21 protein-coding genes are annotated in these 24358 nt (G+C 44.2%); 18 read left to right on the top strand and 3 right to left on the bottom strand.

Features of this window, described 5'->3' with window-relative positions:
* The first annotated feature begins 387 nt into the window (after positions 1 to 387).
* The 8 genes from moaA (at position 388) to MHH57_RS16950 (ending at position 7946) form a co-directional block, all read left to right on the top strand.
* On the top strand, positions 388 to 1401 hold the full coding sequence (gene moaA / locus MHH57_RS16985; protein WP_039274505.1) for a GTP 3',8-cyclase MoaA: 1014 nt from the start codon (positions 388 to 390) through the stop codon (positions 1399 to 1401).
* Positions 1402 to 1441: 40 nt separating this feature from the next.
* Positions 1442 to 2254, top strand: coding sequence for a formate dehydrogenase accessory sulfurtransferase FdhD (fdhD, locus tag MHH57_RS16980; protein WP_039274507.1), 813 nt, complete (start codon positions 1442 to 1444; stop codon positions 2252 to 2254).
* Positions 2255 to 2387: 133 nt separating this feature from the next.
* Positions 2388 to 2636 (top strand): MoaD/ThiS family protein, encoded by a 249-nt coding sequence (locus tag MHH57_RS16975; RefSeq protein ID WP_340885999.1) that lies wholly within the window; start codon positions 2388 to 2390, stop codon positions 2634 to 2636.
* A gap of 56 nt (positions 2637 to 2692) precedes the next feature.
* Positions 2693 to 3424: a molybdenum cofactor biosynthesis protein MoaE gene (locus tag MHH57_RS16970; protein ID WP_029515415.1), complete on the top strand. Its 732-nt coding sequence runs from the start codon at positions 2693 to 2695 to the stop codon at positions 3422 to 3424.
* A gap of 64 nt (positions 3425 to 3488) precedes the next feature.
* On the top strand, positions 3489 to 4562 hold the full coding sequence (locus tag MHH57_RS16965; RefSeq protein ID WP_029515414.1) for a thiazole biosynthesis adenylyltransferase ThiF: 1074 nt from the start codon (positions 3489 to 3491) through the stop codon (positions 4560 to 4562).
* A gap of 89 nt (positions 4563 to 4651) precedes the next feature.
* On the top strand, positions 4652 to 5473 hold the full coding sequence (gene modA / locus MHH57_RS16960; RefSeq protein ID WP_342434317.1) for a molybdate ABC transporter substrate-binding protein: 822 nt from the start codon (positions 4652 to 4654) through the stop codon (positions 5471 to 5473).
* Positions 5474 to 5500: 27 nt separating this feature from the next.
* Complete coding sequence (modB, locus tag MHH57_RS16955; protein ID WP_342434316.1) at positions 5501 to 6166, top strand: molybdate ABC transporter permease subunit; 666 nt, start codon at positions 5501 to 5503, stop codon at positions 6164 to 6166.
* Positions 6167 to 6410: 244 nt separating this feature from the next.
* A complete protein-coding gene (locus tag MHH57_RS16950) occupies positions 6411 to 7946 on the top strand; it encodes a right-handed parallel beta-helix repeat-containing protein (RefSeq protein WP_340885997.1) in 1536 nt (511 codons plus the stop codon).
* Between the two features lie 235 nt (positions 7947 to 8181).
* On the opposite strand, the gene MHH57_RS16945 is transcribed toward MHH57_RS16950, so the two are convergent.
* Positions 8182 to 9492: an amidohydrolase family protein gene (locus MHH57_RS16945; protein WP_340885995.1), complete on the bottom strand. Its 1311-nt coding sequence runs from the start codon at positions 9490 to 9492 to the stop codon at positions 8182 to 8184.
* 156 nt (positions 9493 to 9648) lie between these two features.
* On the opposite strand from MHH57_RS16945, the gene MHH57_RS16940 reads away from it, so the two are divergent.
* Both MHH57_RS16940 and MHH57_RS16935 read left to right on the top strand, forming a co-directional pair.
* Positions 9649 to 10077, top strand: coding sequence for a MarR family transcriptional regulator (locus tag MHH57_RS16940; protein ID WP_209950173.1), 429 nt, complete (start codon positions 9649 to 9651; stop codon positions 10075 to 10077).
* 117 nt (positions 10078 to 10194) lie between these two features.
* Positions 10195 to 10542 carry a DUF2294 domain-containing protein gene (locus tag MHH57_RS16935; RefSeq protein WP_013311231.1) on the top strand — a complete coding sequence of 116 codons (348 nt, stop codon included), beginning with the start codon at positions 10195 to 10197 and terminating at the stop codon, positions 10540 to 10542.
* On the opposite strand, the gene MHH57_RS16930 is transcribed toward MHH57_RS16935, so the two are convergent.
* Positions 10440 to 10775, bottom strand: coding sequence for a hypothetical protein (locus tag MHH57_RS16930; RefSeq protein ID WP_341039680.1), 336 nt, complete (start codon positions 10773 to 10775; stop codon positions 10440 to 10442). The genes MHH57_RS16935 and MHH57_RS16930 overlap by 103 nt on opposite strands.
* A 20-nt stretch (positions 10776 to 10795) precedes the next feature.
* Here MHH57_RS16930 and MHH57_RS16925 point away from each other — a divergent pair, with 20 nt between their 5' ends.
* The 4 genes from MHH57_RS16925 to MHH57_RS16910 all read left to right on the top strand — a co-directional run bounded on the left by MHH57_RS16925 (position 10796) and on the right by MHH57_RS16910 (position 14390).
* Complete coding sequence (locus MHH57_RS16925) at positions 10796 to 11533, top strand: tRNA(His) guanylyltransferase Thg1 family protein (RefSeq protein WP_318627367.1); 738 nt, start codon at positions 10796 to 10798, stop codon at positions 11531 to 11533.
* Between the two features lie 2 nt (positions 11534 to 11535).
* A complete protein-coding gene (locus MHH57_RS16920; protein WP_069010428.1) occupies positions 11536 to 11988 on the top strand; it encodes an AAA family ATPase in 453 nt (150 codons plus the stop codon).
* Between the two features lie 10 nt (positions 11989 to 11998).
* On the top strand, positions 11999 to 12829 hold the full coding sequence (locus MHH57_RS16915; protein ID WP_209950175.1) for a siderophore biosynthesis protein: 831 nt from the start codon (positions 11999 to 12001) through the stop codon (positions 12827 to 12829).
* A 161-nt stretch (positions 12830 to 12990) separates the two neighbouring features.
* Positions 12991 to 14390 (top strand): IS1182 family transposase gene (locus tag MHH57_RS16910; RefSeq protein WP_342434315.1). Its coding sequence is split into 2 segments (ribosomal slippage): positions 12991 to 13558 and positions 13558 to 14390, totalling 1401 coding nucleotides; the frame shifts between segments, so codons are not numbered across the junction.
* Between the two features lie 72 nt (positions 14391 to 14462).
* On the opposite strand, the gene MHH57_RS16905 is transcribed toward MHH57_RS16910, so the two are convergent.
* Positions 14463 to 14951 (bottom strand): hypothetical protein, encoded by a 489-nt coding sequence (locus MHH57_RS16905; protein ID WP_039272351.1) that lies wholly within the window; start codon positions 14949 to 14951, stop codon positions 14463 to 14465.
* Between the two features lie 306 nt (positions 14952 to 15257).
* On the opposite strand from MHH57_RS16905, the gene MHH57_RS16900 reads away from it, so the two are divergent.
* The 4 genes from MHH57_RS16900 to MHH57_RS16885 all read left to right on the top strand — a co-directional run bounded on the left by MHH57_RS16900 (position 15258) and on the right by MHH57_RS16885 (position 24343).
* Positions 15258 to 16730 (top strand): hypothetical protein, encoded by a 1473-nt coding sequence (locus tag MHH57_RS16900; protein ID WP_318627829.1) that lies wholly within the window; start codon positions 15258 to 15260, stop codon positions 16728 to 16730.
* 272 nt (positions 16731 to 17002) lie between these two features.
* Positions 17003 to 18472, top strand: a complete 1470-nt coding sequence (locus MHH57_RS16895; RefSeq protein ID WP_209949455.1) for a hypothetical protein — start codon at positions 17003 to 17005, stop codon at positions 18470 to 18472.
* Positions 18473 to 18685: 213 nt separating this feature from the next.
* On the top strand, positions 18686 to 19576 hold the full coding sequence (locus tag MHH57_RS16890) for a hypothetical protein (protein WP_342434314.1): 891 nt from the start codon (positions 18686 to 18688) through the stop codon (positions 19574 to 19576).
* A 180-nt stretch (positions 19577 to 19756) separates the two neighbouring features.
* Positions 19757 to 24343, top strand: coding sequence for a fibronectin type III domain-containing protein (locus MHH57_RS16885; RefSeq protein ID WP_342434313.1), 4587 nt, complete (start codon positions 19757 to 19759; stop codon positions 24341 to 24343).
* Positions 24344 to 24358: the final 15 nt, after the last annotated feature.

Raw genomic sequence — 24358 nt, 5'->3', positions numbered from 1 at the left:
AAGATAGTTCAACGGTACATTACTAATTTTTTAATTGATAATGATTATCGTTTGAGAAAACGAAAAATCATTGACAAACGTTCCAGGATTGCTAACAATAGGAATGTAGTCTATTTCTGAGCAATCGTAAATGGAGTGTACGTGGGAATCGCGTATATTTTATTTGTCGCAGCGCTTGTTAGTTTGATTTTTCTATATCGCATGATGTGGGATTCGTAAAATCCTGATGTAGATAAATTAACCGGCATTTAGCAGATTCTTCGATATTCATAAGCGAAGAAGTTGTTGTGATGCCGGTTTTTTGGTTCAGTATAAAATGAATGGAAATACCGTTCCGATTTAAAGGGTAAAGAGTTTTATTAATGAAGACGGATTGAGGTGAACAGGATGGCGAACCGGAGCGACGATCAATGGAATCGTCCGTTACGGGACTTAAGAATATCCGTCATAGACCGATGTAATTTTCGGTGCCGATATTGTATGCCGGAAGAAATATTTGGCCATGACTATCCGTTTTTGCCAAAAGAAAAAATATTGACCTTTGAGGAAATCACACGCCTTTCCCGTATTTTTGTCTCGCTGGGCGTTACGAAGCTGCGTATTACTGGTGGTGAGCCGTTGCTGAGGAAAAATTTGTCCTCGCTTATTCATTCGTTAACTCAACTCGATGGGGTTGAAGATATTGCAATGACGACAAACGGCGTATTTTTGCCTAAATATGCTGCAGCACTGCGAGAGGCGGGACTGAAGAGAGTGACGGTTAGTCTGGATTCGCTCGATGATGATCGGTTCCGCCAAATGAACGGGGGCAGAAGCAGTGTAAAGGCGGTGCTGGATGGTATTGAGGCTGCGGATCAAGCAGGGATGCAGGTGAAAATAAATATGGTCGTGCAAAAGGGCTTTAACGATCAGGATATTGTACCCATGGCCGACTATTTCCAAAAGAAAAAGCATATTTTACGTTTTGTTGAGTTTATGGATGTAGGCAACACCAATGGCTGGAAATTAGATCAGGTCGTTTCCAAGCAGCAGATCATCGAAGCCATTCACGAGCATATGCCGTTAGAGCCTGTCGCACCCCAGTACAAAGGTGAGGTGGCGACGCGCTACAGGTATCAGGACAGAGACGGGGAAATCGGTATTATTTCGTCTGTTACGGACGCCTTCTGCTCCACATGTACACGAGCGAGAATTTCTGCTGAAGGCTCCTTGTACACGTGCCTGTTTGCCTCTCAAGGGTACAAGCTTCGCGCGATGCTACGTTCCGAACAGTCCGATGACGAGATTAGAGCTTACATTGAGCGTGTTTGGAGAGAACGTACCGATCGTTATTCAGAGGAACGACTGAATCATACACAGCAAGCAACGTCTAAAATTGAAATGTCACACATCGGCGGGTGAGCCGGAGAGCCAGCCTGTCAGAAATGAGGGAGTGGAGCACATGGAAAAGCCAGCTGAGGTGAAACGTGAGATTTTCCGTTATCGTGACGGTCAGATCAAGCGTTTTGAAGACACGGTGGTGACGGAGCATCCGGTGACCATCAAAATCAATCAGCAGGAATTTGCTACCATGGTTTGTACACCGGAGTATGTGGAGGATATGGCAGTAGGTTTTTTGGCCTCTGAAGGCGTCATTCAACGGTACGATGATATCGAAGATATTTGGGTTCAGGAAAAAGAAGGCTTTGTTCATATTAAAACCCGTCGAATGAATGAGTTTTATCAAAACTTTCATTCCAAACGGTACATTACCTCCTGTTGCGGAAAAAGTAGACAGGGCTTTTATTTTATAAATGATGCCAAAGTGGCAAAAAGAATGAATGACACCCATGTTACGCTGTCTTTTGACGATTGTTTCCGTTTGATGAATTTAATGCAAAACTCGGCACTTACGTTTCAGGAGACCGGTGGTGTTCATAATGCAGCGCTGTGCGATAAAAACGGGATGATCCTATCCAGAATAGATATCGGCCGACACAATGCGCTAGATAAAATCTATGGGCATTGCCTAAAACATGATATTGTATTACAAGACAAAATCATAGTATTCAGCGGACGCATTTCGTCTGAAATTTTGTTGAAGGTTGCGAAGATTGGCTGTGAAGTTGTTTTGTCCAAGTCAGCTCCCACAGAGCTTGCACTTGAGTTGGCTGAGGACCTGGGGATTACGACCGTTGGCTTTATACGCAGTCGTTCTCTGAATGTATATACGCATACCGAACGGATTGATGAACTAGTTGAATCTAAAATATAATATAATAATCTTCAATGTACACCGTCATAGTTAACCAGCATGGAATAAAACCTTTCGAGGTATTCATTCATGTTGGTTTTTCTTGGTACATATGTGGTGGGCAGTCACTGTACTGAAAAGGAGGGGATGTTAAATGAACTATCATATTCAAGTATTTGCTGGACTTGCGGAACAGATGGGAGGGCCTATAATTATGGTGCCTACTGAGCAAAAAACGATGACCGTTGCCGCATTAAAAGACTTGCTATCCGAGCGTTTCCCTGAATCAGCAGCTCAGTTGCAGGGTTCTTTTGTTGCCAGAAATCAAGCCTACGCCGCTCCTGAGGACCTCGTGAGTATACATGATGAGATTGCGATTATTCCTCCGGTTTCAGGAGGGTAGATTTTATTTAATAGGATAGGTGAATTCGATAGAATAGGTGCAAGGGGGCAGATCATATGCAATATCGTATTCAACTATTCGCAGATATGGCGGAGCAACTTGGTGATGTGATCACGGTAGAACTTTCACAGGAAGCGGTGACCATTGCAGACATTCGAAAAAGGCTGAATGAGCTGTACCCGGAAGTGGCTTCACAACTGCCAGGTTCTTTTTTTACCCATCATAAAAAGCTGGCTTCTCCAAATGAACTTGTGCTTCCATCAGATGCAATTGCTCTTCATCAGTCAGCATCCGGGATGGAGACGGTCGTTTCAAAATGTGGTTTATTTGCCATTACGTACGACCCGATTGATGCCGATGAAGTAACCTCAAAGGTACTCGACCCTTCTCATGGCGCCTCGCTGACCTTTAATGGTACGACTCGGGAATTTACGCAAGGTCAGCGAACGGTGTTGCTTGAATATGAGGCGTATGTCCCGATGGCCATGAACACGATGAAGCAGATTGGTGACGAAATTGCAGAACGTTGGCCTTCCACACGTACTGCGATTACACATCGGCTTGGCACGGTAAGAATTGGAGAGACGAGTGTGGTGATTGCTGTCTCAGCTGCACACCGCGATACTTGCTATGAAGCCAGCCGCCATGCCATTGAACGGTTAAAGCAAATCGTACCGATTTGGAAAAAGGAAGTGTGGGAGGACGGCTCAGAATGGAAGGGGCATCAGCTGGGTGGCTGGAACCCTCAAAGTACCCCAAAGCTTTCAAATAAGGGCGAGGACATCTAAGCTTTTAGCTTGTCTGATCAACTTGTAGCTATTCAATGGATAAGTATGGAGGCGTAAATCAACGATGTCAGAAATGGACAAGATCCAGAAAATAGAAGTTGCTGCACATGCGCATACGTCTCATGCCCGTTATTCTAGACAGGAATTATTCTCGAAAATTGGACCGACAGGCCAGCAAAATATCCGTAGTAAGCACGTGCTGATGGTGGGGGCCGGCGCACTGGGCACTGCCAATGCTGACATGCTGGTGCGAGCGGGCATCGGACGGCTGACGTTGGTAGACCGTGATTATGTAGACTGGAGTAATTTGCAGCGCCAACAGCTCTATGACGAAGCGGATGCCCGTAATCAGATCCCCAAGGCAGTGGCCGCGCAGAAGCGATTGCAGCAAACCAATTCGGACGTGGACATTCGTGCGCTAGTCCGGGACGTCTCGCTGGAGGAAATCGACGATATCGCAGCAGGGGTGGATCTCATCGTAGATGCCACTGACAATTTCGATACACGTTTGCTTATGAACGATTATGCGGTCAAGCACAGAATACCCTGGATTTACGGGGCATGTGTAGGTAGTTATGGGACAACCTTTACCATCGTGCCAGGGCAGACACCGTGCCTGCATTGCCTGCTCGGAACTGTACCGCTCGGCGGTGCAACCTGTGATACGGTCGGTGTGATTAGCCCGGCTGTACAGATGGTAGCGGCTTATCAAAGCGCCGAGGCATTGAAGCTGCTCACAGGGGACGATTCGGCTTTGCAAAATAAGCTGATTTCTTTCGATCTGTGGAACAATCAGCATCAGGCAATCCAAATCAGCGCTATGAAGAAAGCCGATTGTCCAACGTGTGGTGAGCACCCAGTGTATCCTTTTTTACAATCGGAGCATCAGGCTAAAACGGCTGTCTTGTGCGGACGAGATACGGTTCAAATCCGCCCGGCTTCGGGTGCTGTACGTGATCTGAATGAAGCGGCACGTTTGTTATCCCGTCAGGGGGGCAAAGTGGAGCATAATCCATACCTGGTATCCGTTGTTATCGGGACGCATCGAATCGTTCTTTTTCAGGATGGTCGCGTCTTAATTCATGGCACGAAGGACATCGCCGAGGCGAGATCAATTTATCACAAATATTTGGGTTGACCCAATAGATTCGACCCGTTATGAGATGTACAATGCTTCCTTATTTTCGCTATCTCATTTTGGAATTTATAGGATAGGGGAAGAACAAGTTGAAAAAGAAATTTGGGTACATATTCACGTTCGTTGGATTGTTGGCATGGGTTCTGGCTGGGTGTTCGTCTCCGGCTGCTGTACAGTCGGCACAGTCCGCACCCAAGACAGAACTAGTCGTTTCTGCCGCTGCGAGTCTTCAAGATAGTCTGAATACGCTCAAGGGCCAGTATGAGAAACAGCACCCAGATATCAAACTTACCTTTAACTACGCTTCATCTGGTACATTACAAAAACAAATTGAGCAAGGCGCACCCGCTGACGTATTTATTTCGGCAGGCATGAAGCAAATGAAGGCATTAACCGATGCTTCATTGGTGGAAAAGGATAACGTGCTACTTCAAAATAAACTGGTTGTGGTTATTCCGCAAGATAAGGCGAAAAGCACAGATAACAAAAGCATTACGCTCAATGACTTGATGGGTCCTTCTTTCCTGAAAGTGGCTGTTGGGGAGCCTACTACCGTTCCCGCCGGACAATATTCTAAAGAATCGTTAACGAAGGCTGGGCTATGGGACAAGCTGGAACCTAAGATGGTATTCGCCAAGGACGTAAGACAGGTATTAAATTATGTTGAAACAGGCAACGCCGATGCAGGACTCGTCTATCTAACGGATGCCAAATCATCCGATAAAACGGTCATAGCACTGGAAGTGCCCGAGGAATTGCACGCACCCATCCTGTATCCTGCAGGTATTGTAAAAGCAACCAAACACAGCCAGGAAGCAGGAGAGTTTCTTGATTTTCTACGAACAGATGAAGCTATGAGTGTGTTCAGTAAAGATGGATTTTCAGCCCCTACAGAAATGACGGGAAAATAGAATTTACAGATAAAGGAGGGGGTCCCGTTGGATTGGTCAGCTTTTCTTCCTCCGGTTATCGTATCTGTTAAAGTCGCTGTCGTCGCCAGCATCATCGTCTTTTTATTAGCTACTGTGGTAGCGCGGATGATGGCGAACTGCACGTCGCGGAGGGGAACCAGCGTGATTGAGACCGTCCTACTTCTTCCGCTCGTTTTGCCTCCTACTGTTATCGGCTTTATTTTGCTCATCTTGCTGGGAAGGAAAAGCTGGATTGGCACTGCCTTCGAAAGCCTGTTCCAGCAGACGATTGTATTTACGTGGGGAGCTGCAGTGGTGGCGGCCGTAGTTGTTGCTTTTCCACTGGCTTACCGCACCATTAAAGCAGGTTTTGAAGCTGTAGACCCAGAGGTAGAGCAGGCTGCACGTGCGCAAGGTGCCAACGAATGGCAAGTGTTTCGCCACATTACGATGCCCCTTGCCTACCGACCCCTCATTTCAGGATACATTCTCGGATTTGCCCGAGGGTTAGGGGAATTTGGTGCTACGCTGATGCTTGTAGGTAATATTCCTGAACAGACTCAAACCCTGCCTACAGCGATTTACACCGCGTCCGAGGTCGGAAATATGACACTCTCTTGGAGCTGGGTAGCTGTCATCATTTTATTCTCTTTTATCATGTTGATGCTTTCTAATCGACTGGTAAAGGATTAGTCCGTTTGGAGTAAGAACATGCGCAGTCTGCCGACAGGGTAGCTGCGGCAACGTTAGCAGCTTTGATCACCAAGAAACCTTGCGATTACTAAAACGCAGGGTTTCTTGTTTCTTTCGACAGCAATTACGGTGACCTCCTGGTCCTTGGTATGGCGCATTAGGTTGCACTAATGGCCGATGCCAAAGAACAGATTTAGTGGAATTAGGGTACAATTTACAAGAAAAACAAAGGGGGATGAGGAACATGAAGAAATTCGGGCAAATGTTTCTGGTAGGTTTAGCCATGGTTTTCGGGCTTGGTCTGGTGGCCGGAAATGTGCAACCTCCCGTCGCTTCCGCGGCCGGTTCAGAATATTATGTGGCCACGAGCGGCAGCGACTCTAACGCCGGAACGAACGATGCGCCGTGGAAGACGTTGCAGCACGCGGCCGACGTGGCTCCTGCGGGCAGCACGGTTTACGTCCGGGGCGGCGTGTACAAGCAGAAAGTAAAGATCACCCGCTCTGGCTCCGCTTCACAGGGTCCCATTGTGTTCACCAACTATGGGACAGAGACCGCCATTATTGATGGCAGCGGACTTTCGGTCAGCGGGAACGAAGGGCTGATCGAACTGGCCGATGTCAATTACGTTACTGTTCGGGGGTTTGAAATCCGCAATTTTACCACTGCTTCCAAGAACGTGGTGCCTGTAGGTATTTATGTCCACGGTTCGGGCGGCTTCATTAATCTGTCCAACAATAAAATCCATGACATCAAAAACATGGTCACTCCGACCGGCAAAGATCGGCTGGGCCGGGATGCTCACGGTATCGCTGTTTACGGCACGAAAGCTCCGGCTTCGATTCACGATCTTACGATCAGCGGCAATGAGCTGTACAATCTCGTGCTGGGCTCCAGCGAATCGCTCGTTTTAAACGGCAACGTGGATGGCTTTGCGGTGACCGACAACCTCATTCACGATAATGACAACATCGGGATTGATTTGATCGGCTTTGAGGGCACCGCGCCGAATACGACTTACGATCAGGCGCGGAACGGGTTGGTGAAGGGCAATCGGGTGTATAATAATTCAGTTCAAAATAACCCATCTTACAAGAGCGATGACAACTCGGCCGGGGGCATTTATGTAGATGGGGGCAAGGACAGTATTATTGAGCAGAACTACAGCTACAACAACGATATCGGCGTCGAAATTGCCTCCGAGCACGCCGGTAAAGCCACCAGCAATATTACGGTCCGCAGCAACGTGATATATAACAACCGACTGACCGGCATTGCCATGGGCGGTTACAATGAGGAGCGTGGCTCCACGGTAAACTGCAAGATCGTGAACAATACACTATACAAGAACGATACATTTGAAGATGGAAGCGGCCAGTTTTTGGTTCAATATGATACGCGAAACAACGTGATCCAAAACAATATTTTCGTGGCCAGCTCCACGGATATGCTGATCTCCAATGGATACACCAAAAATTCCGGCAATGTTGTGGATTATAATTTATATTTTGCTCCGAGAGGCAGCTCGGAAGCGAATTGGATCTGGAAAAATAAGGAGTATACGGGTTTCTCCGCGTACAAATCGGGGACCGGCAACGATACGCATTCTCTATTTGCCGATCCTAAATTCGTGAGTGCCGCGAACAGCGACTTCCATTTGCAGTCTTCGTCACCTGCGATCGATGCCGGGAACACGGACCTTGCCATCATTGGAACACTGGATATCGACGGGAAGCCAAGAGTACAGGGAGTCGCTGTGAACATCGGTGCCTACGAGTAAGCCGTATATTTTATGACAAACAGTGCAACCGAAACGATGTGAGGCCACTGCTTGTACGTTTTTACAATGTTCCTTGCAATTAAAACACCTTCAAAGTGAAACCCCATGTCGTAAGATATGGAGATAACCTTGGAGGTGTTTTTGCGTTGGCAACAAGATTAAGCTATCTTCGGAAAGTAAAAATGAAAGTCATATAAATGAGATTAGAAAGTTGTTCCTGTTCGATAGGCTCCGATTAACATAGTTGTTGCACACCTTTGAACCATACGGATTTGATCGACAAAGTATCAGAGATGTTGGTTGTCGGATCACCGTTTACTAGTATAAGGTCAGCGAGTGAACCTTCGGCAATACAGCCGCGATCGTTAAGCCCAAAGCAACGGGCCGGTTTCGCGGTAGCCGACTGAAGCGCTTCTATGGGAGTAAATCCGGCCTCAACCAGCAATTGCATTTCATGATGAACGCTGGCTCCATGAGCAAGGCCGCCAAGATTGGGAACAGGAACGGGAGCGACATCCGTCCCGACCAGAATATCCACACCGGCACGGTGGAGATCCATCACATTTTTAAAGCTATTCTCCAAATTGCCTTGCGGGAAAGTATGGAAGCTTGATTTCAAAATATCGATCCATTCCGGACTTAATTTGGAATAAACACGTGAATCATTCGCCAATTCTGATGCTGGATTCCCCAGAATGGATGAGTTCAATACTAAGCACGGTATAACAAATGCGCCTGAATCCGCTATGGATTTCACCAACTCAGATGTGTATTCGGGCCTGTCGAGAAATAAGTGACCCAATCCGTCGACTCCAATGTCGATGGCGGTTTGCGAAGAATGAGCCGTCAAGACGTGGGCTATGACTATTTTATCGAACTTATGGGCTTCTACCACAGCTGCTTTTAAAATCTCGTCGCTTAAAATAGGCAGTCCAGGGGCACCCAAGACCGTCCCTTCTTCAATCATGATTTTAATAAAGTCGGCGCCACTCTCCACTTGGGTATGCACATGTTTGATCGCTTCTTCCACTGTCGTCACTTGGGGCACTTTTTCGTGATCGTGAGCGTAAGCGGCTAGCATAGCTTCCCGGTCTTTCTTGGGTAACTTCTCCAATTCCTTTAATACGAACTCAGGAATTTCATCCTCATCCTGCAATAATTCATCCGGATGACCACCTGGAGCAGTGATCGCTGTGCCGGCGGAACGGACTTCAGCGGCATCATTCACGTTTTTCAACTGGATTTTGCGCCCTCTTTCTGTAAAACTGCCGTTCATTTCGAGTTCTGTCGTGACGCCGAATTTTAAAGCATCTTTTAACCCTCCGATTGAAGTGTGAACATGCGCATCAATCAAGCCGGGTAATAATGTCCCATTTTCCCCATCGATGATCGTTGCATGCGTCGGAAGGTCTCCGCCTACCGAAATAATAGTTTCCCCCTGGATGATAACATTTCTGGGCTCAATAACTTTTTCTCCATCGAAAATACGTACATTCGTAATCGCTGTAACTTTTTCTACCGTAGAGCTTTGAGTTACATTCTTCATGTCGTTCCTCCTTAGTGTTCATCTTCAAACAATTAGAATTCTAACTGTTAGTTATATAACTGTCAATAAACTGATTTTCATTTGACAAACAGTTTATAGATTTATATAGTTTATTTACTGACAATTAGACTTCTAATAATTTGAGGAGGTACGATGATGAAAACCCAACAGGATACGGTTTTTCTGGATTTGTTTCAGGTTATCGGTCTTAAGCTAAAGAAAAGAGCGGACGAGAGCATAAAAGAGTTGGGATTAAATGCTCAACAAGGAAAAATGATTAGATATATCTACGAGAATCAAGAAAATAATTTAATTCAGAAGGATCTTGCCGATCGGTTTCATCTGCGCGGAGCCAGCATTACAAGCATACTTCAAGGTCTTGAGCAAAAAGGATTCATCGAGCGCAAAATCCCGGCCAATAATGAACGGCAAAAAAATATTTATGTTTTACCAAAAGCCATTGAATTGATTGAAGCTTTTAGTGACTCTTTCCAAAAGGTGGAGGACGAAGTTGTTCAGGCCCTGACCGAAGAGGAGAAGCGAATTTTAGAGGGAATGTTAAATAAAATTAATGAACGCCTATAATTGCGTAAAATCATGTTCCAAAAATCACTTTCGCTAGTCTCTGTTTTATATGATAGGAATCGGTTATGATGGAAATAGTAATAGGGATTTTAGTAGATTTTAGGAGAGCGGTGCGATATGAGAAGGGAAACGGGTTTTAACGAAATTATTCGAAAAGTACGTAAAGAGCTATTTGGGAAAGGCCCGGAGCGCATACATACAACCTTTGTAGATAATATGGCCATCACGATGCTATATGGAAATTTAACCCCATCCGAAAAGTTTCTGGCACAAGAAGAATCCGGGAAAGAGATGGTGCATGCAGCCCGAACCAAAATGGTTCAAAAAATATATCCCACACACTTCAATAAAGAACTGGAGGATTACATGGATTCTCGGCTGCTGCACCTCTTTTCAGATATTAAAGTGGAGGAAGATATAGCCATATCCGTTTTTGTATTTGAAGATAATATTACTGCAAAATAAAAAAGAAAGCGGAACCGACATCGAATCCATATTGTTGGAGAGTTCGGCTTCACCCTCGATTTAATTAACGATGTCATAACCCAAGCGACCAACAGAAAAAAGACGGCAAGAAGCTGATTAAACCTTTGCTGTTCTCGGTCCTCCTGCACATACGAGGAGGGACTTTTCTTCAAGAAAAGCTTGGCTATCCGCACCCCATATCCCCTGTACTGCGTACGTAAATCACGGATCATGAAAGGAACCTACATAGTTTATGAAAAAAAATGATTTTGGAAATAGGATGAAGGAATATGAAAATGCCTATAGATTAAGCCTACCACGCCGTTTACCAGTAATCATCAGAATTGATGGTGCGCATTTTCATACCTTTACGCGTGGGATGACGAAACCTTTTGATGAGAAACTAATTTTTGCATTATGGGAGACGTGTAAATATTTGGCCTATAACATTATGGGATGTAAATTGGTGTATCATCAGAGCGATGAAATCTCACTGCTTCTTACGAATGATGACAAATTAACGACGCAATCCTGGTTTGAAAATAATCTTCAAAAGATGGTGTCCATATCTGCCTCTCTAGCTACAGCCAAATTTAATGAGGAAATCCAAAAGGTTTACCCAGGTCAGCCTTTAGCCACTTTTGATGCGAGAGCTTGGGTTTTGCCTCAGGATGAGGTTACAAACTACTTCCTATGGAGACAACAAGATGCTACTAAAAACAGCATTTCTATGGTTGCTCAAGCCCATTTCAGGCATTCAGATCTAGAAGGATTGAACGGAAATCAGCTCCAAGACAAGCTTTTTGTGGAAAAAGGGCTAAACTGGAACGACCTTCCGGTCTGGCAAAAGCGGGGAATTTGCATTACCAAACAACAATACAACAAAGGCGAAGCCGTTAGAAGCAAGTGGGATGTTGATCATGAGACACCGATTTTTTCGCAGAATAGAGATTATATTAACCAATATGTATACTTGGACAAGGATGTGTAGATTTGGAGTGTGTTATTTTTATAGGAATTCAGGCTTCGGGCAAGTCGACTTTTTATAAAGAACAATTCTTCAAAACACATATGCGAATAAATCTGGATATGCTTAAAACACGAAATAGAGAAAATATTTACCTTCAGGCCTCCATCGAAGCAATGCAGCGCTTTGTTGTAGATAATACAAATGCCACTGTTATCGAACGGAAGAAATATATAGATGCTTGTAAAAATAAGGCGTTTAAAATTATTGGCTACTATTTTGAGCCCGATTTTGTAGAATCTATTAAACGTAATGAGCAACGTACAGGCAAAGAGTATATTCCTGAAATCGGTATTAAAAGTGTTATGCGTAAACTAGAGGTTCCGAGCTACGAAGAAGGATTTGATGAACTCTATAGCGTGATTTCCATGGAAGGAACGTTTCAGATTAGAAGGCTACCGGAAAACTATACAATATAGGGGGACTACCATGAACATACCTGAGAGATTCATCAAACGTTTTCCAGCATACGAGGACGTATTTGCCAGCGATCTTGAACATCATCGCAAGCATTTTCTGCCGATTTGCTCGATTAATCTTCAGTTCTTATTTCCAGAGCAGGACGAGTGGTTGCATTTTGTTTCCGTAAAAGAAATCTACGAAGGCTGTGTGGGTGAAAATACTCAGGACTTTCATACCTCATATACCAAGGAAGATATGCTGGGATTCGATGTAGTTGACGGCAAATACAAGTTCGAAGCAGACTGGAATTATTTTAGTCTTCATCAGAAGGAGCAATTGGAAGCTACCTATGAAGCGCTGAAATCAACCGGGGATAAAGCGTACCTACGTATGAAGAGAGAAGTCATGGCGTTGGGCGGACTGGAACAGGTGTATATGGATAATGAACAAGACTACCAAGCTCGCAAAGCGTTTTTCCTGGAAAATAATAAAATTTATCCATATTCCTCCTTTGGAGAGGCCAAAAAGTCTGTTGAAGAACTTACCCGTGATTTTGAGGAAAAGCAATCCAGTGGTTGGGGGCTGAGTTACCCTGAAGTTAACGGAATTTTAGATGATATCGCTTTTCAGTCTGACAAGGCTCAAAGTTACATCAAGGAATATGATGAATCTCTGGAAGAGATGCTCCAGTTCGAGCAAACCAATCTGCTTCATGTGCCTAAGCGTCCCAATGGTGAGACTTTTACCTATATCGGTTCCATTACCGGGTATTATTTTCAAGCGTGTGGGGCGGATACCGTCTATTTATTTTACGACCAAGAATTAAGTAAAGCGGTAATTTGCTTCGAATATTCATAAGTGAGGATTTTGCAAAATCCTGAAGTGAAAAAACTCCCATAATGGTCGTTTCAGGCTGTCGAGAAAGTCTCGACAGCCTATTTTATGTTAATTTTGTTTAAGACGACACCGCGTTAATGTTGTATAATATAGGTAACTATTGTAGAACGGATGGTGTTGATATGCTACGCTCCAACCGCGAAAAACAACAATCCTACGAATTTGTTTCCATCGAAGATCTGGTTCCTCAAGATCACTTGCTCCGCAAAGTAGATAAGTATATCGATTTTTCGTTTATCGATGATAAAGTTCGACCACTGTATTGTGCAGACAACGGGCGTCCTGCCATTGATCCTACCGTATTGTTTAAAATGATCTTTCTCGGTTATTTCTATGGCATTCGCTCAGAACGGCAACTCGAGCGAGAAATTCAGACGAACCTAGCTTATCGTTGGTTTCTGGGGTTGGGCTTAACGGATAAAGTTCCGGACCATACGACGATGAGCTGGAATCGTCGCACTCGCTTTAAAGACACCACGATCTTTCAAGATATCTTCGATGAAATTGTGCTGCAGGCGATCTCTCACCGAATGGTGGGTGGGCGTGTTCTCGTCACCGATTCCACACACGTCAAAGCCAATGCTAACAGGCACCAGTACACCAAAGAACAAGTGTTGCAGAATACTAAAGACTATATGGACGAGCTGAACGAAGCGGTGAAGGATGACCGGAGAAACCACGGAAAAAAGCCTTAAAATCCCGAGAGGAAGTGAACGAAGAAAAAGAAATTAAAGTGAGCAAAACAGACCCGGACAGCGGCTATATGATCCGTGATGGCAAGCCCGAAGGCTTCTTCTATCTGGACCACCGCACGGTGGATATGAAGTACAATCTGATTACGGACGTGCATGTGACACCAGGGAATGTACATGATTCTGTCCCCTATTTGTCCCGTTTGGATCGCCAAAGAGAACGTTTTGGTTTTCAAGTAGAAGCTGTTGCACTAGATTCAGGTTATTTAACAACGCCGATTTGCCGAGGTTTGCAGAACCGAAAGATTTTTGCCGTGATTGCTCACCGAAGATTCCATCCCAGACAAGGACTGTTTCCGAAATGGAAGTTTGAATACGATGCCAAACGCAATGCGTATAGATGCCCAGCCCAACAGGAACTGCCCTACCGAACGACGGACCGTAAGGGATACCGGCAGTATGCCTCTGACCCAGCTCAGTGCCAGCATTGCCCACTGCTAAGTCAGTGTACCCAGTCTCGAAACCACCGCAAAGTGGTGACTCGGCATGTCTGGGAAGACAGCAAAGAGTGGGTACGGAGCAACCGGCTGAGCCCATCTGGTAAAAAGCTGTACCGCAAACGAAAAGAGACGATTGAGCGAAGCTTCGCGGATGCCAAAGAGCTCCATGGGTTTCGCTATTGCCGTTTGCGCGGTCTTCCAAACGTCAGGGAACAAGCCCTTATGACGGCAGCCGTGCAGAACATGAAGAAGATGGCGATCCACCTAGATCGCCTGGAGAAACAGGGGTCCCCCCCCTGCTTCTCCAGAGACCAAAGCATTATGATGTAAAAAAGAAACCCACGTCTCAAAATGACAGGGTTTCTCGACAATCTGAAACTCCCATAATGGGAGTTTTTTTGTTTATTTCTTATTCAAAGTCACATCATGCTCTTTGGCAAGTGTGTTAACCTGTTCACCAAAATCCCTGAATAGCTTTCTACCCTCGCTTAGCTTGGTGTTACTTTCATTAATTAAGTTCAGATCCCCTTTTTCCAACGCATCGAGCATCGTAATGAATGCTTCCTTTTGAGTGCTAACCGCCTTGACGTAGGTTTCGTGGACAGCTCGCACCTCAGGGGTTTCCGTCTTCACTGCTTCAACTTTATCAAGGTATTTGGTGTATTGTGGGATAATTTCGTCTCGTAACGTATTATATAGTGTTTCATCATCTGTGAAGTTATCACCGGTCACGGATCCATATTTTTCAGTTACTGTTTTTTCATCTTGTGCTAACGGAAGCATTCCATCATTCACATAGGTAATTAAATCTTTTTTAACCGGATCGGTAGAGCAGGCTGCCAAAATGGAGAAGCAACATAATACTAACATAAACACGCTAAGTTTTTTCATCTGTATTCCCCTTTTTATGTATGTTATGGGTAATTCGATTCATTTCATAGTCGAAAAGAACTATCCATATTATTTGATTATATCGTATAAATAAGAGAATGGTAGGGATTTTGTGGTAAAATAGTGTCAAAATTAAGTTAATTAACCTAAACCCTATTCATACGGATTACAAATAAGAATATTTTAAGAATTATATTCCATTGAAACCAGAATTGCTTTATGATAGAACAGGACATCCTAGAATTTTCCTGTATATATTTAGGGAATAGCTGAATATCTTTAATACATTTGAGAGGAGATTTCAGTATGAAAAGGTTTAAAAGGGTAGTTTCAGTTACATTAAGCTCAATGCTCCTGCTTTCATTCGGGATGACGGCAAACACGAGCGCAAGTGCGGGGGAGAGGACGGATCAAGCGATTCAGGCAGTTTCCAATGTGCAGCTAACAACTGATAAGGAAAGTATTATTGAACAATTAACACGCGCGGACAAGCCTGCTAGTACCACAGATTCGGTGTACACCATTACAGAAAATATGAACTTGGCGACACCACAGAAATCTGTATTGAAAAAGAGAGTTACCCCTTCGCTCAAAGCCAGCACAAACTCAGTATCATCTAAAGCCGCAGCGACAGCGTCTACTGCTACATATTCCGGCACGATTACAGAAGAGGGAGGCACACAGTTTTTATATCCGATCTATTTGCAACCGGGTGAATTGTTACAGGCTCAGTTGGATGGTCCGTCTTCAGCCCAGCTAGACTATGACTTATACCTGTATGAGTTTGATATGGCGACAGGTGATATTAATTCCAATCCTATAGATGTTTCCAACTACGGGACTTATGTTAACAATTATGAGCAAGGAGCTGCTTCTCTTCCAGAAAACGTAGGAACTCGCAACTCAATCGGAGCCGAGAAGGCTTACGCGCTTGCAGTTCATGCCAAGAAGGGGTCTAGCATTAATGATCTTTTCTATTTAACTGTAGCAGTAAGCTCCAACTATGATGCCTATGAGCCGGATGATAGTGCCTTCCATGCTTATAATTTTACTGTTAACGACAAAGGCTCCTCGATTAACTTCCGTACCATCCATTCGGCTATAGACAACGATTGGTATCAAGTTACAGTACCAGCCAGCCGTAATTATGATGCATTAAATGTGAAGCTGGACAGCACTTCGGAAAGCTATGGGTACAAAGCGGAAGTCTATGCAGCTCTTACGGGCAACCAAATGGTGCTTCTACCACAAACCAATCATAATGTTACCCTAAACACAGGGACTTACTATGTACGAGTGTACAGCACAAGTCAGTATTCAGCCGACCATTTGTATACATTATCGATTAAACCGGTGCTTCGAGCTGGCAAAATTGAAATTACCGGCTATAACTCCAATGGCTACTATGATTATCCGACATATTCTTACGGTCGTCATTATCGTATTAACGGAGGCAGCAGTCTGATCGTGAACGGTGTTGTGAAAACAACAGATGGTCAACTGGTTCCCAATGCTCCTGTCACGGTCGTTTGGCTGGATAAGAACTGGAGCGAGAGTAGCGGTAACCGTACGAGAATGGCTTCTACGTACACCGATGATAGTGGTAAATTCAGTGTGACCCTTTCTCTTCCGCAATCGACAGCAAAAAATGTAGAATATATAAGTGAAATTGCTTCCACACACTATTTTGATCTTACAGGAGTAGCGGCTCAGGTCGATGGAACTTCGATTAGTGCGACGGACATTATTTATCTATTTGCTTACAGCTTGAGAAACTAAGAAATGCTTTAATGTCATTTTGATCATGAGAGAGTCGCCTTTTCTGAAGGGTTAGCCGAGGCTTCCATTTCTGAAAGAGCGACTTTTCATGTTTATTTAGCAAGGTTAAGAAAATAGTCTTGTTTACATATATTACAATTAGAAAATGTTTTGCATAATATATTCCAATAGAACCAAAGATGATTTATGATAGAGCCATGCAGCCTAGAAATCACCCTGCTTTATCCGGGGATAGCGGGAATTCCTTAAACCATTTGAGAGGGGATTTCAGTATGAAAAGGTTCAAAAAGGCTATTGCAATGATGTTAAGCATGATGCTTCTGTTTGCTTTCGGAATGACTGCGAACGCGAGTGAAAGTAAGGAGGCTGCATCGGATCAAGCGATTAAGGTAGAATCCAAGATTCAGCTAACAACTGAAAATAGAGACTTAATTAAGCGTTTAACGCGGGCAGACAAGTCAGACAGCGTTACGTCTTCGGTTTATGTCATGCAAGAAAACCTCAACTTCAAGACATCAGAGACAACCTCATTGAAAAGGGAATCCATGTCTACGCTGAAAGAAAGCCCAATGGCTGCTTCAGCCACAGCTTCTTCTGCTACGTATTCCGGTACGATTACGCAAGAGGGAGGTACACAATTTTTATATCCGATCTATTTGCAGCCTGGTGAATTGTTGCAGGCCCAGTTGGATGGTCCATTTTCAGCCCAGCTTGACTATGATTTATACTTATATGAGTTTGATATGACGACAGGGGACATTAATCCTAATGCCATTGACGCATCCACCTATGGTACTTATTTTAACAATTATGAACAGGGGGCTGCCTCACTTCCTGAAAACGTAGGAACCCGCAACGCTTCTGGAAATGAAAAGGCATATGCGATTGTTGTCCATGCCAAAAAAGGTTCCAGTATCAATGATCCTTTCTATCTAACGGTCGATACAAGTTCCAGCTACGATGCATATGAACCAGATGAGAGTGCTTTCCATGCCTACAACTTTACCTTTAGTACGGGCGGTTCATCGCTTAATTCACGCTCCATTCATTCAGGCATTGATAATGACTGGTACCAAGTTACGATCCCAGCCAGCCGCAATTATGACGCTTTGAACGTCAAGCTTGACAGTGTTTCGGACGGTTATGGCTACAAAGCGGAAGTCTACGGAGTCCTTACCGGAAACCAAATGGTGCTTCTGCCGCAAACGAACCATAATGTTAGCTTAAATACAGGAACCTACTATGTGCGAGTGTACACAACCAATCAGTATTCACCCAATCATTTGTACACACTTACACTGAAGCCGGTGCTTCGGGCTGGCAAAATTGAAATTACCGGCTATGATTCTGCTAATGGCCCTAATGATTATCCGAACTACTCATATGGTCGTCATTATCGGGTTAATCAACGCAGTAACCTTACCGTGAAGGGTGTAGTTAAGACAACTGATGGTTATTCAGTGGCAAATGCACCTGTTGATGTGACATGGTTGAATCAGAACTGGACTGAAGGCAGCGGGAATCGTACTCGTACAGGCACAGCTTATACGGACCAGAATGGGGCCTTTAGTGTGACTCTTTCCCTGCCATCTTCCACTGGAAGTATAGCGGAATACCTGTCTGGAGCCATCAGTTTTACACACTACTATGATCTATCAGGGGTAGCCGCTCAGGTGTCAGGTACTTCGATTATAGATACGGATATTGTATATCACTTTGCCTATAGTATTTATGGCGGTTGATAGATAGGTTATTAAGCTAACCCTTAAGGTAACTTGTTGCTTGAGTATTTTATATTTGAATCAAAAGTAGTTTGCTTCAATATTTGTTCATTTTTGGGACAAAGCATATATTCATTCCATATATGCTTTGTCCGATATATATAGAAACAGGGTCACATTACACTATACATACGCCTTAGATTGCCTGTTACAAACATGACAGGAGGAAATAGGATGAATTTTGGGCCTCTTAGAGCACAGCAAGCGATTCTTAATGCGAGTAGCTTACGGATCAATCCGACAAGCAAGCAAGCTCCACCACCCCAGCTTCATGAAGAACAGGTCTCCAGAGTGGTAGTTCAAGACTCCGTGGAGATCAGTGAAGCCGGCAGACAGTTGGCCGAAGGAGCTATTGTATCACAGTCTGCCAAGTATTTCGGTACAACCCAAATCAATGATTCATTAAACCGGGTTTTGGAAGGTCAGTCAGAAGAAGTGTCTAATGCAGTGTACAGTATGATTCAATCTAATTTTATCGTCGACGGAACAGTAACGGATGAGAGTCAGCGAGCTGTGCTGCTGGAGATGGGAGTCACTCAATCCAAGTATATTGCTGATCATTACATGGAAGGCGACAAGGCCAAAGAATTTCTGGAAACCATGAACCAGATCGCTGGTATTGCTTCAACACGATCGACTGATCCAGAGACCGGAGATATTAGCTACACGACTCCAATAGATCGTCCGTCAGGTGCTCCTGAGGATTATGTCAAGCTATCGGAAGTGATGAAGCAGGTCGATCCTCAAAAATATACGGCGTACATGAATGATATTAAAGGTGGAGGAAATGGGCTGAGCCAACTGTTAAATTTTGCGCAAAAGGTTCCTCAACATCCCGATTGGATTGAGAAATACAAGGAACGCACGGGACAGAACGCAGAGTTGCTAAATAACACACCGTTAAACAATCGGTTTGACAAAGCTGATACGACATCAGCTTCTGCATTTATGAACAGTATGCAAAATCTTCTTAAGGAATCTTCCGCTACTCAGGATTCTTACATGCAAAATATGCGAGGATTTTTTCGGAACTTGGGCGTTCAGATTCATAATATCCTCAAATAATTTGTCAGTTCTGTTTACATCCTGCTAGGAACGAAGTATAATAACTTCAAAACATACTCGTGATATAGAGGAAGCACCTCAAACCTAGGCATTAACGCCTTCGTTTGAGGTGCTTTTTCTATTTTACCCGAAGCGAGTTTGTAAAACTCTTTGAAAATAAAATAAAGTAAGGAGAAGTGTATGTATCGAAAAAATAAGCGAAAGGTAAGGAAGTATAGGAAATGGGTGTATGGATTTTTGGCTGTATTCCTACTATTAACGATGATTCCCATATTTCCGGAAAGGGTATCAGCTGCTACTCAGGAGATCATGGGAGGACCTTTTTGCCAAAACAATTTGCCGGGTGGAGGCGACAGTTGGGGCTCTTGGTCAGGAAGTGGGATAGGAGCAACGGAAGTATACACTGGCATGGGTTCGGCCAGGTATAAATGTGATGGTACTACGCAGCCGACAAATCGTTTTATTGATATTGGAAGATCCATTAAGACTTCGGATTACAGGATTTTTGTTTACATTGAAGGGTCTTATCATACTGATATACATGCATCTAATAACGCAGCAGGCGACAGTTGGAGGCCTAATGGAACGAACTTATATACATGGACTAATGTAACGAAATTCTATGCGGATAGATATTATCAGGGAAAATGGTTAGATATCACCGACTCTATTACATTAAGAGATGTTCGATATTTCAGAGCGGTGGGAGATAGCCAACAGACAAGTGCTGAAATATCCAAGTTTGGAATCCGTGTTATTCCCAAATCGGACCTAATGCCTAAACCACCTCAGATCCATGCAGGTACAGAGGGACAAGCGATCACAGGATGGACCAAAGAACCTGTAACCGTGTGGATAAATGGGGACGTGGCTCCTGAAGGACTAAAATACTATGAATATAGCCTGAATGGAGGAGCATTTCAGCAATACACCGGGCCTTTCACTGTCTATGAACATGGTGTAAATACAATTTATGCCCGGACGGTGGACGTAAATAATCAGTATAGTGGTCTTTCTTCTGGGAATGTCCGAATAGACAAGATGCCTCCAACTCCACCCACCCTAAGCGCAACGGGAAATAGTAATGACTACACCATTTCATTACAGCCGGGAACAGACGATTATTCTGGACTAGCCCATACTCAATTTCGTTTGACAGGCGTTGTGAATCAAGATTGGCAGGGCTATGTTGGAGTGTTTCATGTGAATAAAGATGGCAAAAGCACGGTTTATGCACGCTCCATTGACAGCGTCGGTAATGTGAGCCAAGAAGTAAGCAAAGAAATCACGATTGATAAAAAGGGACCGACTGCTCCTGTCATCCGGGCTAGTGAAACAGGTCCAACGAACCGTGATGTGAATGTTACCATTGATTCAGGAAGTGACTCTACAAATGGAATTAAGATGACACAGTATCGCTTGGGTCCATTAGGGGAGTGGCGGACATACAATGGCACTTTTACATTAAACGCAGAAGGGACTTACGAATTAGCAGCACGGACGATCAATAATCTCGACGTGTATAGTCCAATCGTGACTCAATCGGTTATGATTGATCGAACCCAGCCAACGCCTCCAAAAGTTACGTTTTCCGAGGTGACGACACCTACTCGATATACCAATAAGCCAGTGGAGTTTGCTCTATCGGGTGCGACGGATACTACAGCAGTACATTATGAATATCAATTGGGTTCTGGCACCTATGTGCCTGGTTCGTTGGGAATTTTAAAGGATTCGGGTATCATAAAAGTGACTGCCCAAGCTGTAGATGCAGCTGGGAATCGAAGTGATCCAGTATCCGTAATGTCTTATATTGATTTGGAACCACCGACGATCCAACTGACGCCGGATTCGCGTGAATGGAAAGATACCCCTATTCATGTGAGGATACGATATGCCGATCAGCATTCGGGGATTGAGTCGTCGACAATGCAGTATAAAATCACGAACAGCCCTGATTCACCCGAAAACTGGGATACTGCAGCCGATACAACAATCCAGAAGGATCTTTCAGATGAAGGTGAATGGTATGTTCATGCCAAGGTCAAAGACAGGGTGGGTAACATTTATGAAACGGTCAGCAGTGCACTTCGCATTCAAAAGCAGCCCCAGTCGGTTGTGCTCTCTGCGACATCCGTACGAAATACAGAAGCTGATTTGCAGTGGACTCTCCCGTCGGGCCTTGATGATGGTTACGTTTATACAGTCCGAAATCTAACAACTAATGAGGTTTGGGATGTTACGCATCCAACAAATTCTTTTACAGTTAGGGGGCTACAAGAAGGACGGCAATACGAATATGAAGTGCGTTCCAGTAACCATGTAGGAGGCAATGCATATTCCAATCGAGTCCATGTATTAACGTTACCTGATGCTCCTGATCATATCCAGTTACGACCTTTCCCTCGTCATTCTACAGAAATCTTGGCTGACTTTACGCCAGTTTCATCAGCTAACAAATATAATATTACAGTAGCAGACGTAAGTACGGGAGAAACCATATTTAAGGATACGGTTACACAGGATGTGTATAATCCAATTACGGGAATGAAACCTGGTCAATATTACGATGTTTCTGTATCAGCTATTAATGACACTGGAGAGGGTACAGCAAAGCATGTATCTTTTCTAAGCCTACCAGACAGCCCGAACGGATTCCGGAATGTAACTGTAAGAGAAGATGGAATCGATTTGAAGTGGAATTCTGTAATCACTGCCACCTACTACGCCCTAGAACGTGACAAAGTATCGGTTTATAACGATGTGTATACAGAATTCACCGATAGTGATCTTCAGGCGGGAACAGAGTATGGTTATAACGTTTCCGCTGCAAATGCAACAGGATTCGGAGACTATGCTCATCTGGGAGTCATCACTTTACCTGATCGAGTAACTACAATATCGAGTGTGACGAAGGATGTGTATGCTATCGGTGTTGCGTGGCAGGATGTGCAGGGGGCTGAAGGATACATCTTGAATGTTAACGATGAACCGAAGGTGCGGGTTGCGCGTGGTATCCATTCTTATACTTTTGAGGGCTTGCCTGCGGGTAGATCTGCCAATATTAAAATACGAGCCTACAATCGAAGTGGTACAGGTAAAGATACATCTATCAACGCATTAACACTACCTGATTCGGTTGTGCAACTTGCAGCTGAAGATGTTCGTGAGCACGATGCCACATTGATATGGGCCCCGGTTGATGGGGCAACTCAATATAAGGTAACGATCAACAGTCAAAATTTTTATAGTACGGAACCACGTGTGGTTGTATCTGGTTTAACAGGTGGGAGAAACTATGATTTTCAAGTGAGCAGTGGGAACAGTAGTGGTTTCAGCCAGCCAGCGTTGGGTGAGCTGCTGACACTTCCTCCTGAAGTACAAAATGTTAATGTTACAGAACTTGAGGGTGGCCAGATTTCACTGAGTTGGGATGAAATCAAGAGCTCTTCTCAATATACTGTAACCCGTAAAGATACGGGGGAAGTTTTTAACACCAGAGATGCCCATATTAAGCTTTCAGATATCCAGCCTGGTATGATTTACTCTTTTGCTATACAGGCCGTGAATACAACGGGGGTAGGTAATATAGCTCCCTTTACGTATCGCGCTTTGCCAGGTCAAATATCAGACAATAGATTGACTGTGAAAGAAGTAACAGATACCGATTTGGTTGTTACGTGGAAAGAAGCTTCGGGTGCAGATACTTACAATGTCTACCAAAACGGGGTGCTTATCGGTCATACGACCTCCCATGAATTTAAAGTAGATGGATTGGATAGTTCTACATTGTATCGTATTACCGTCAAGCCATTGAACACAAGTGGTGAAGGTAAGCAGACAGAAGATCAGGTCGAGACGCTGCCGTCTCCAGCGTTTGCGTTTTTGAAGACGGAAACAACGAATAGTGAGTTTATCATCCATTGGGAATCAGACCATGAAAATGATATTTTTGTTCTCGCTAGTAAAGGAGGAACAGAGCTATATCGTGGTAAGGATCGAAGCTATATCTGGAGACAACTTAAAGAGAAGCAGTTGTATACAGTTCAACTTTGGGCAGAAAATAGTCAAGGAAAACGCACAGAGGCAAAACAAGCGCATGGAAAAACAACGGGAAATACTGTGGACGTAGGTGGCGGAGCAGGAGGGGCGGAGAGTGTAAAACCGATTCAGCCTGTTATAAAGGAACCGATAGAAACAGAGCACATTCAAGATTCAACCGTTGAAAAGAAGCCAAATCGTTTTAGTGACATTGATCGGATATTTAATAGAGAAAAAATAAATGTGCTTGCTGATTTAGGTGTAGTAAAGGGAACAACCCACACGCTATTTGAGCCGAACAGACCTGTAACACGTATGGAGTTTACCTCTATGCTGGTCCGTTCCTTGAAATTACCGCTCGAAACGGATGTGACTTTAGGCTTCGAGGATATCAATCCATCGGCGTGGTACGTTGATCTGCTCAAAACGGCGATTAAAGATCAGGTTGCTCGCGGGTTTAGTAATAGAGAATTTGGCCCAGATCGTGTCATTAACCGTGAGCAGGCGGCTAAAATGGTGAATAACATTGTCAAAGCTATACCACAGCAAGAAAGCAGTGCATACTCGGATTCCTCTCAAATTGTAGAGTGGGCCAGAAAGGATGTACTTGGTCTAACCGAAATTAATTTAGTACAAGGATATCCAGATGGTAGCTTCCGTGCCAAGCAGGAGGTCACACGTGCAGAAGCAGCAGAGATGATTTATAACATGCTTCAAATGAAATAGAATGAATCAAGGGGC

Source organism: Paenibacillus sp. FSL H7-0442 (genome assembly GCF_038593105.1).
Taxonomy (GTDB): domain Bacteria; phylum Bacillota; class Bacilli; order Paenibacillales; family Paenibacillaceae; genus Paenibacillus; species Paenibacillus polymyxa_D.
The sequence above is the reverse complement of the archived record's forward strand: the minus strand, read 5'-3'. Positions and strand labels throughout refer to the sequence as shown.

Coding starts and splice junctions, on each gene's coding strand:
- moaA (WP_039274505.1), top strand. CDS start 388: ATGGCGAACCGGAGCGACGATCAATGGAATCGTCCGTTACGGGACTTA.
- fdhD (WP_039274507.1), top strand. CDS start 1,442: ATGGAAAAGCCAGCTGAGGTGAAACGTGAGATTTTCCGTTATCGTGAC.
- MHH57_RS16975 (WP_340885999.1), top strand. CDS start 2,388: ATGAACTATCATATTCAAGTATTTGCTGGACTTGCGGAACAGATGGGA.
- MHH57_RS16970 (WP_029515415.1), top strand. CDS start 2,693: ATGCAATATCGTATTCAACTATTCGCAGATATGGCGGAGCAACTTGGT.
- MHH57_RS16965 (WP_029515414.1), top strand. CDS start 3,489: ATGTCAGAAATGGACAAGATCCAGAAAATAGAAGTTGCTGCACATGCG.
- MHH57_RS16950 (WP_340885997.1), top strand. CDS start 6,411: ATGAAGAAATTCGGGCAAATGTTTCTGGTAGGTTTAGCCATGGTTTTC.
- MHH57_RS16945 (WP_340885995.1), bottom strand. CDS start 9,492: ATGAAGAATGTAACTCAAAGCTCTACGGTAGAAAAAGTTACAGCGATT.
- MHH57_RS16940 (WP_209950173.1), top strand. CDS start 9,649: ATGAAAACCCAACAGGATACGGTTTTTCTGGATTTGTTTCAGGTTATC.
- MHH57_RS16935 (WP_013311231.1), top strand. CDS start 10,195: ATGAGAAGGGAAACGGGTTTTAACGAAATTATTCGAAAAGTACGTAAA.
- MHH57_RS16930 (WP_341039680.1), bottom strand. CDS start 10,775: ATGATCCGTGATTTACGTACGCAGTACAGGGGATATGGGGTGCGGATA.
- MHH57_RS16925 (WP_318627367.1), top strand. CDS start 10,796: ATGAAAAAAAATGATTTTGGAAATAGGATGAAGGAATATGAAAATGCC.
- MHH57_RS16915 (WP_209950175.1), top strand. CDS start 11,999: ATGAACATACCTGAGAGATTCATCAAACGTTTTCCAGCATACGAGGAC.
- MHH57_RS16905 (WP_039272351.1), bottom strand. CDS start 14,951: ATGAAAAAACTTAGCGTGTTTATGTTAGTATTATGTTGCTTCTCCATT.
- MHH57_RS16900 (WP_318627829.1), top strand. CDS start 15,258: ATGAAAAGGTTTAAAAGGGTAGTTTCAGTTACATTAAGCTCAATGCTC.
- MHH57_RS16895 (WP_209949455.1), top strand. CDS start 17,003: ATGAAAAGGTTCAAAAAGGCTATTGCAATGATGTTAAGCATGATGCTT.
- MHH57_RS16890 (WP_342434314.1), top strand. CDS start 18,686: ATGAATTTTGGGCCTCTTAGAGCACAGCAAGCGATTCTTAATGCGAGT.
- MHH57_RS16885 (WP_342434313.1), top strand. CDS start 19,757: ATGTATCGAAAAAATAAGCGAAAGGTAAGGAAGTATAGGAAATGGGTG.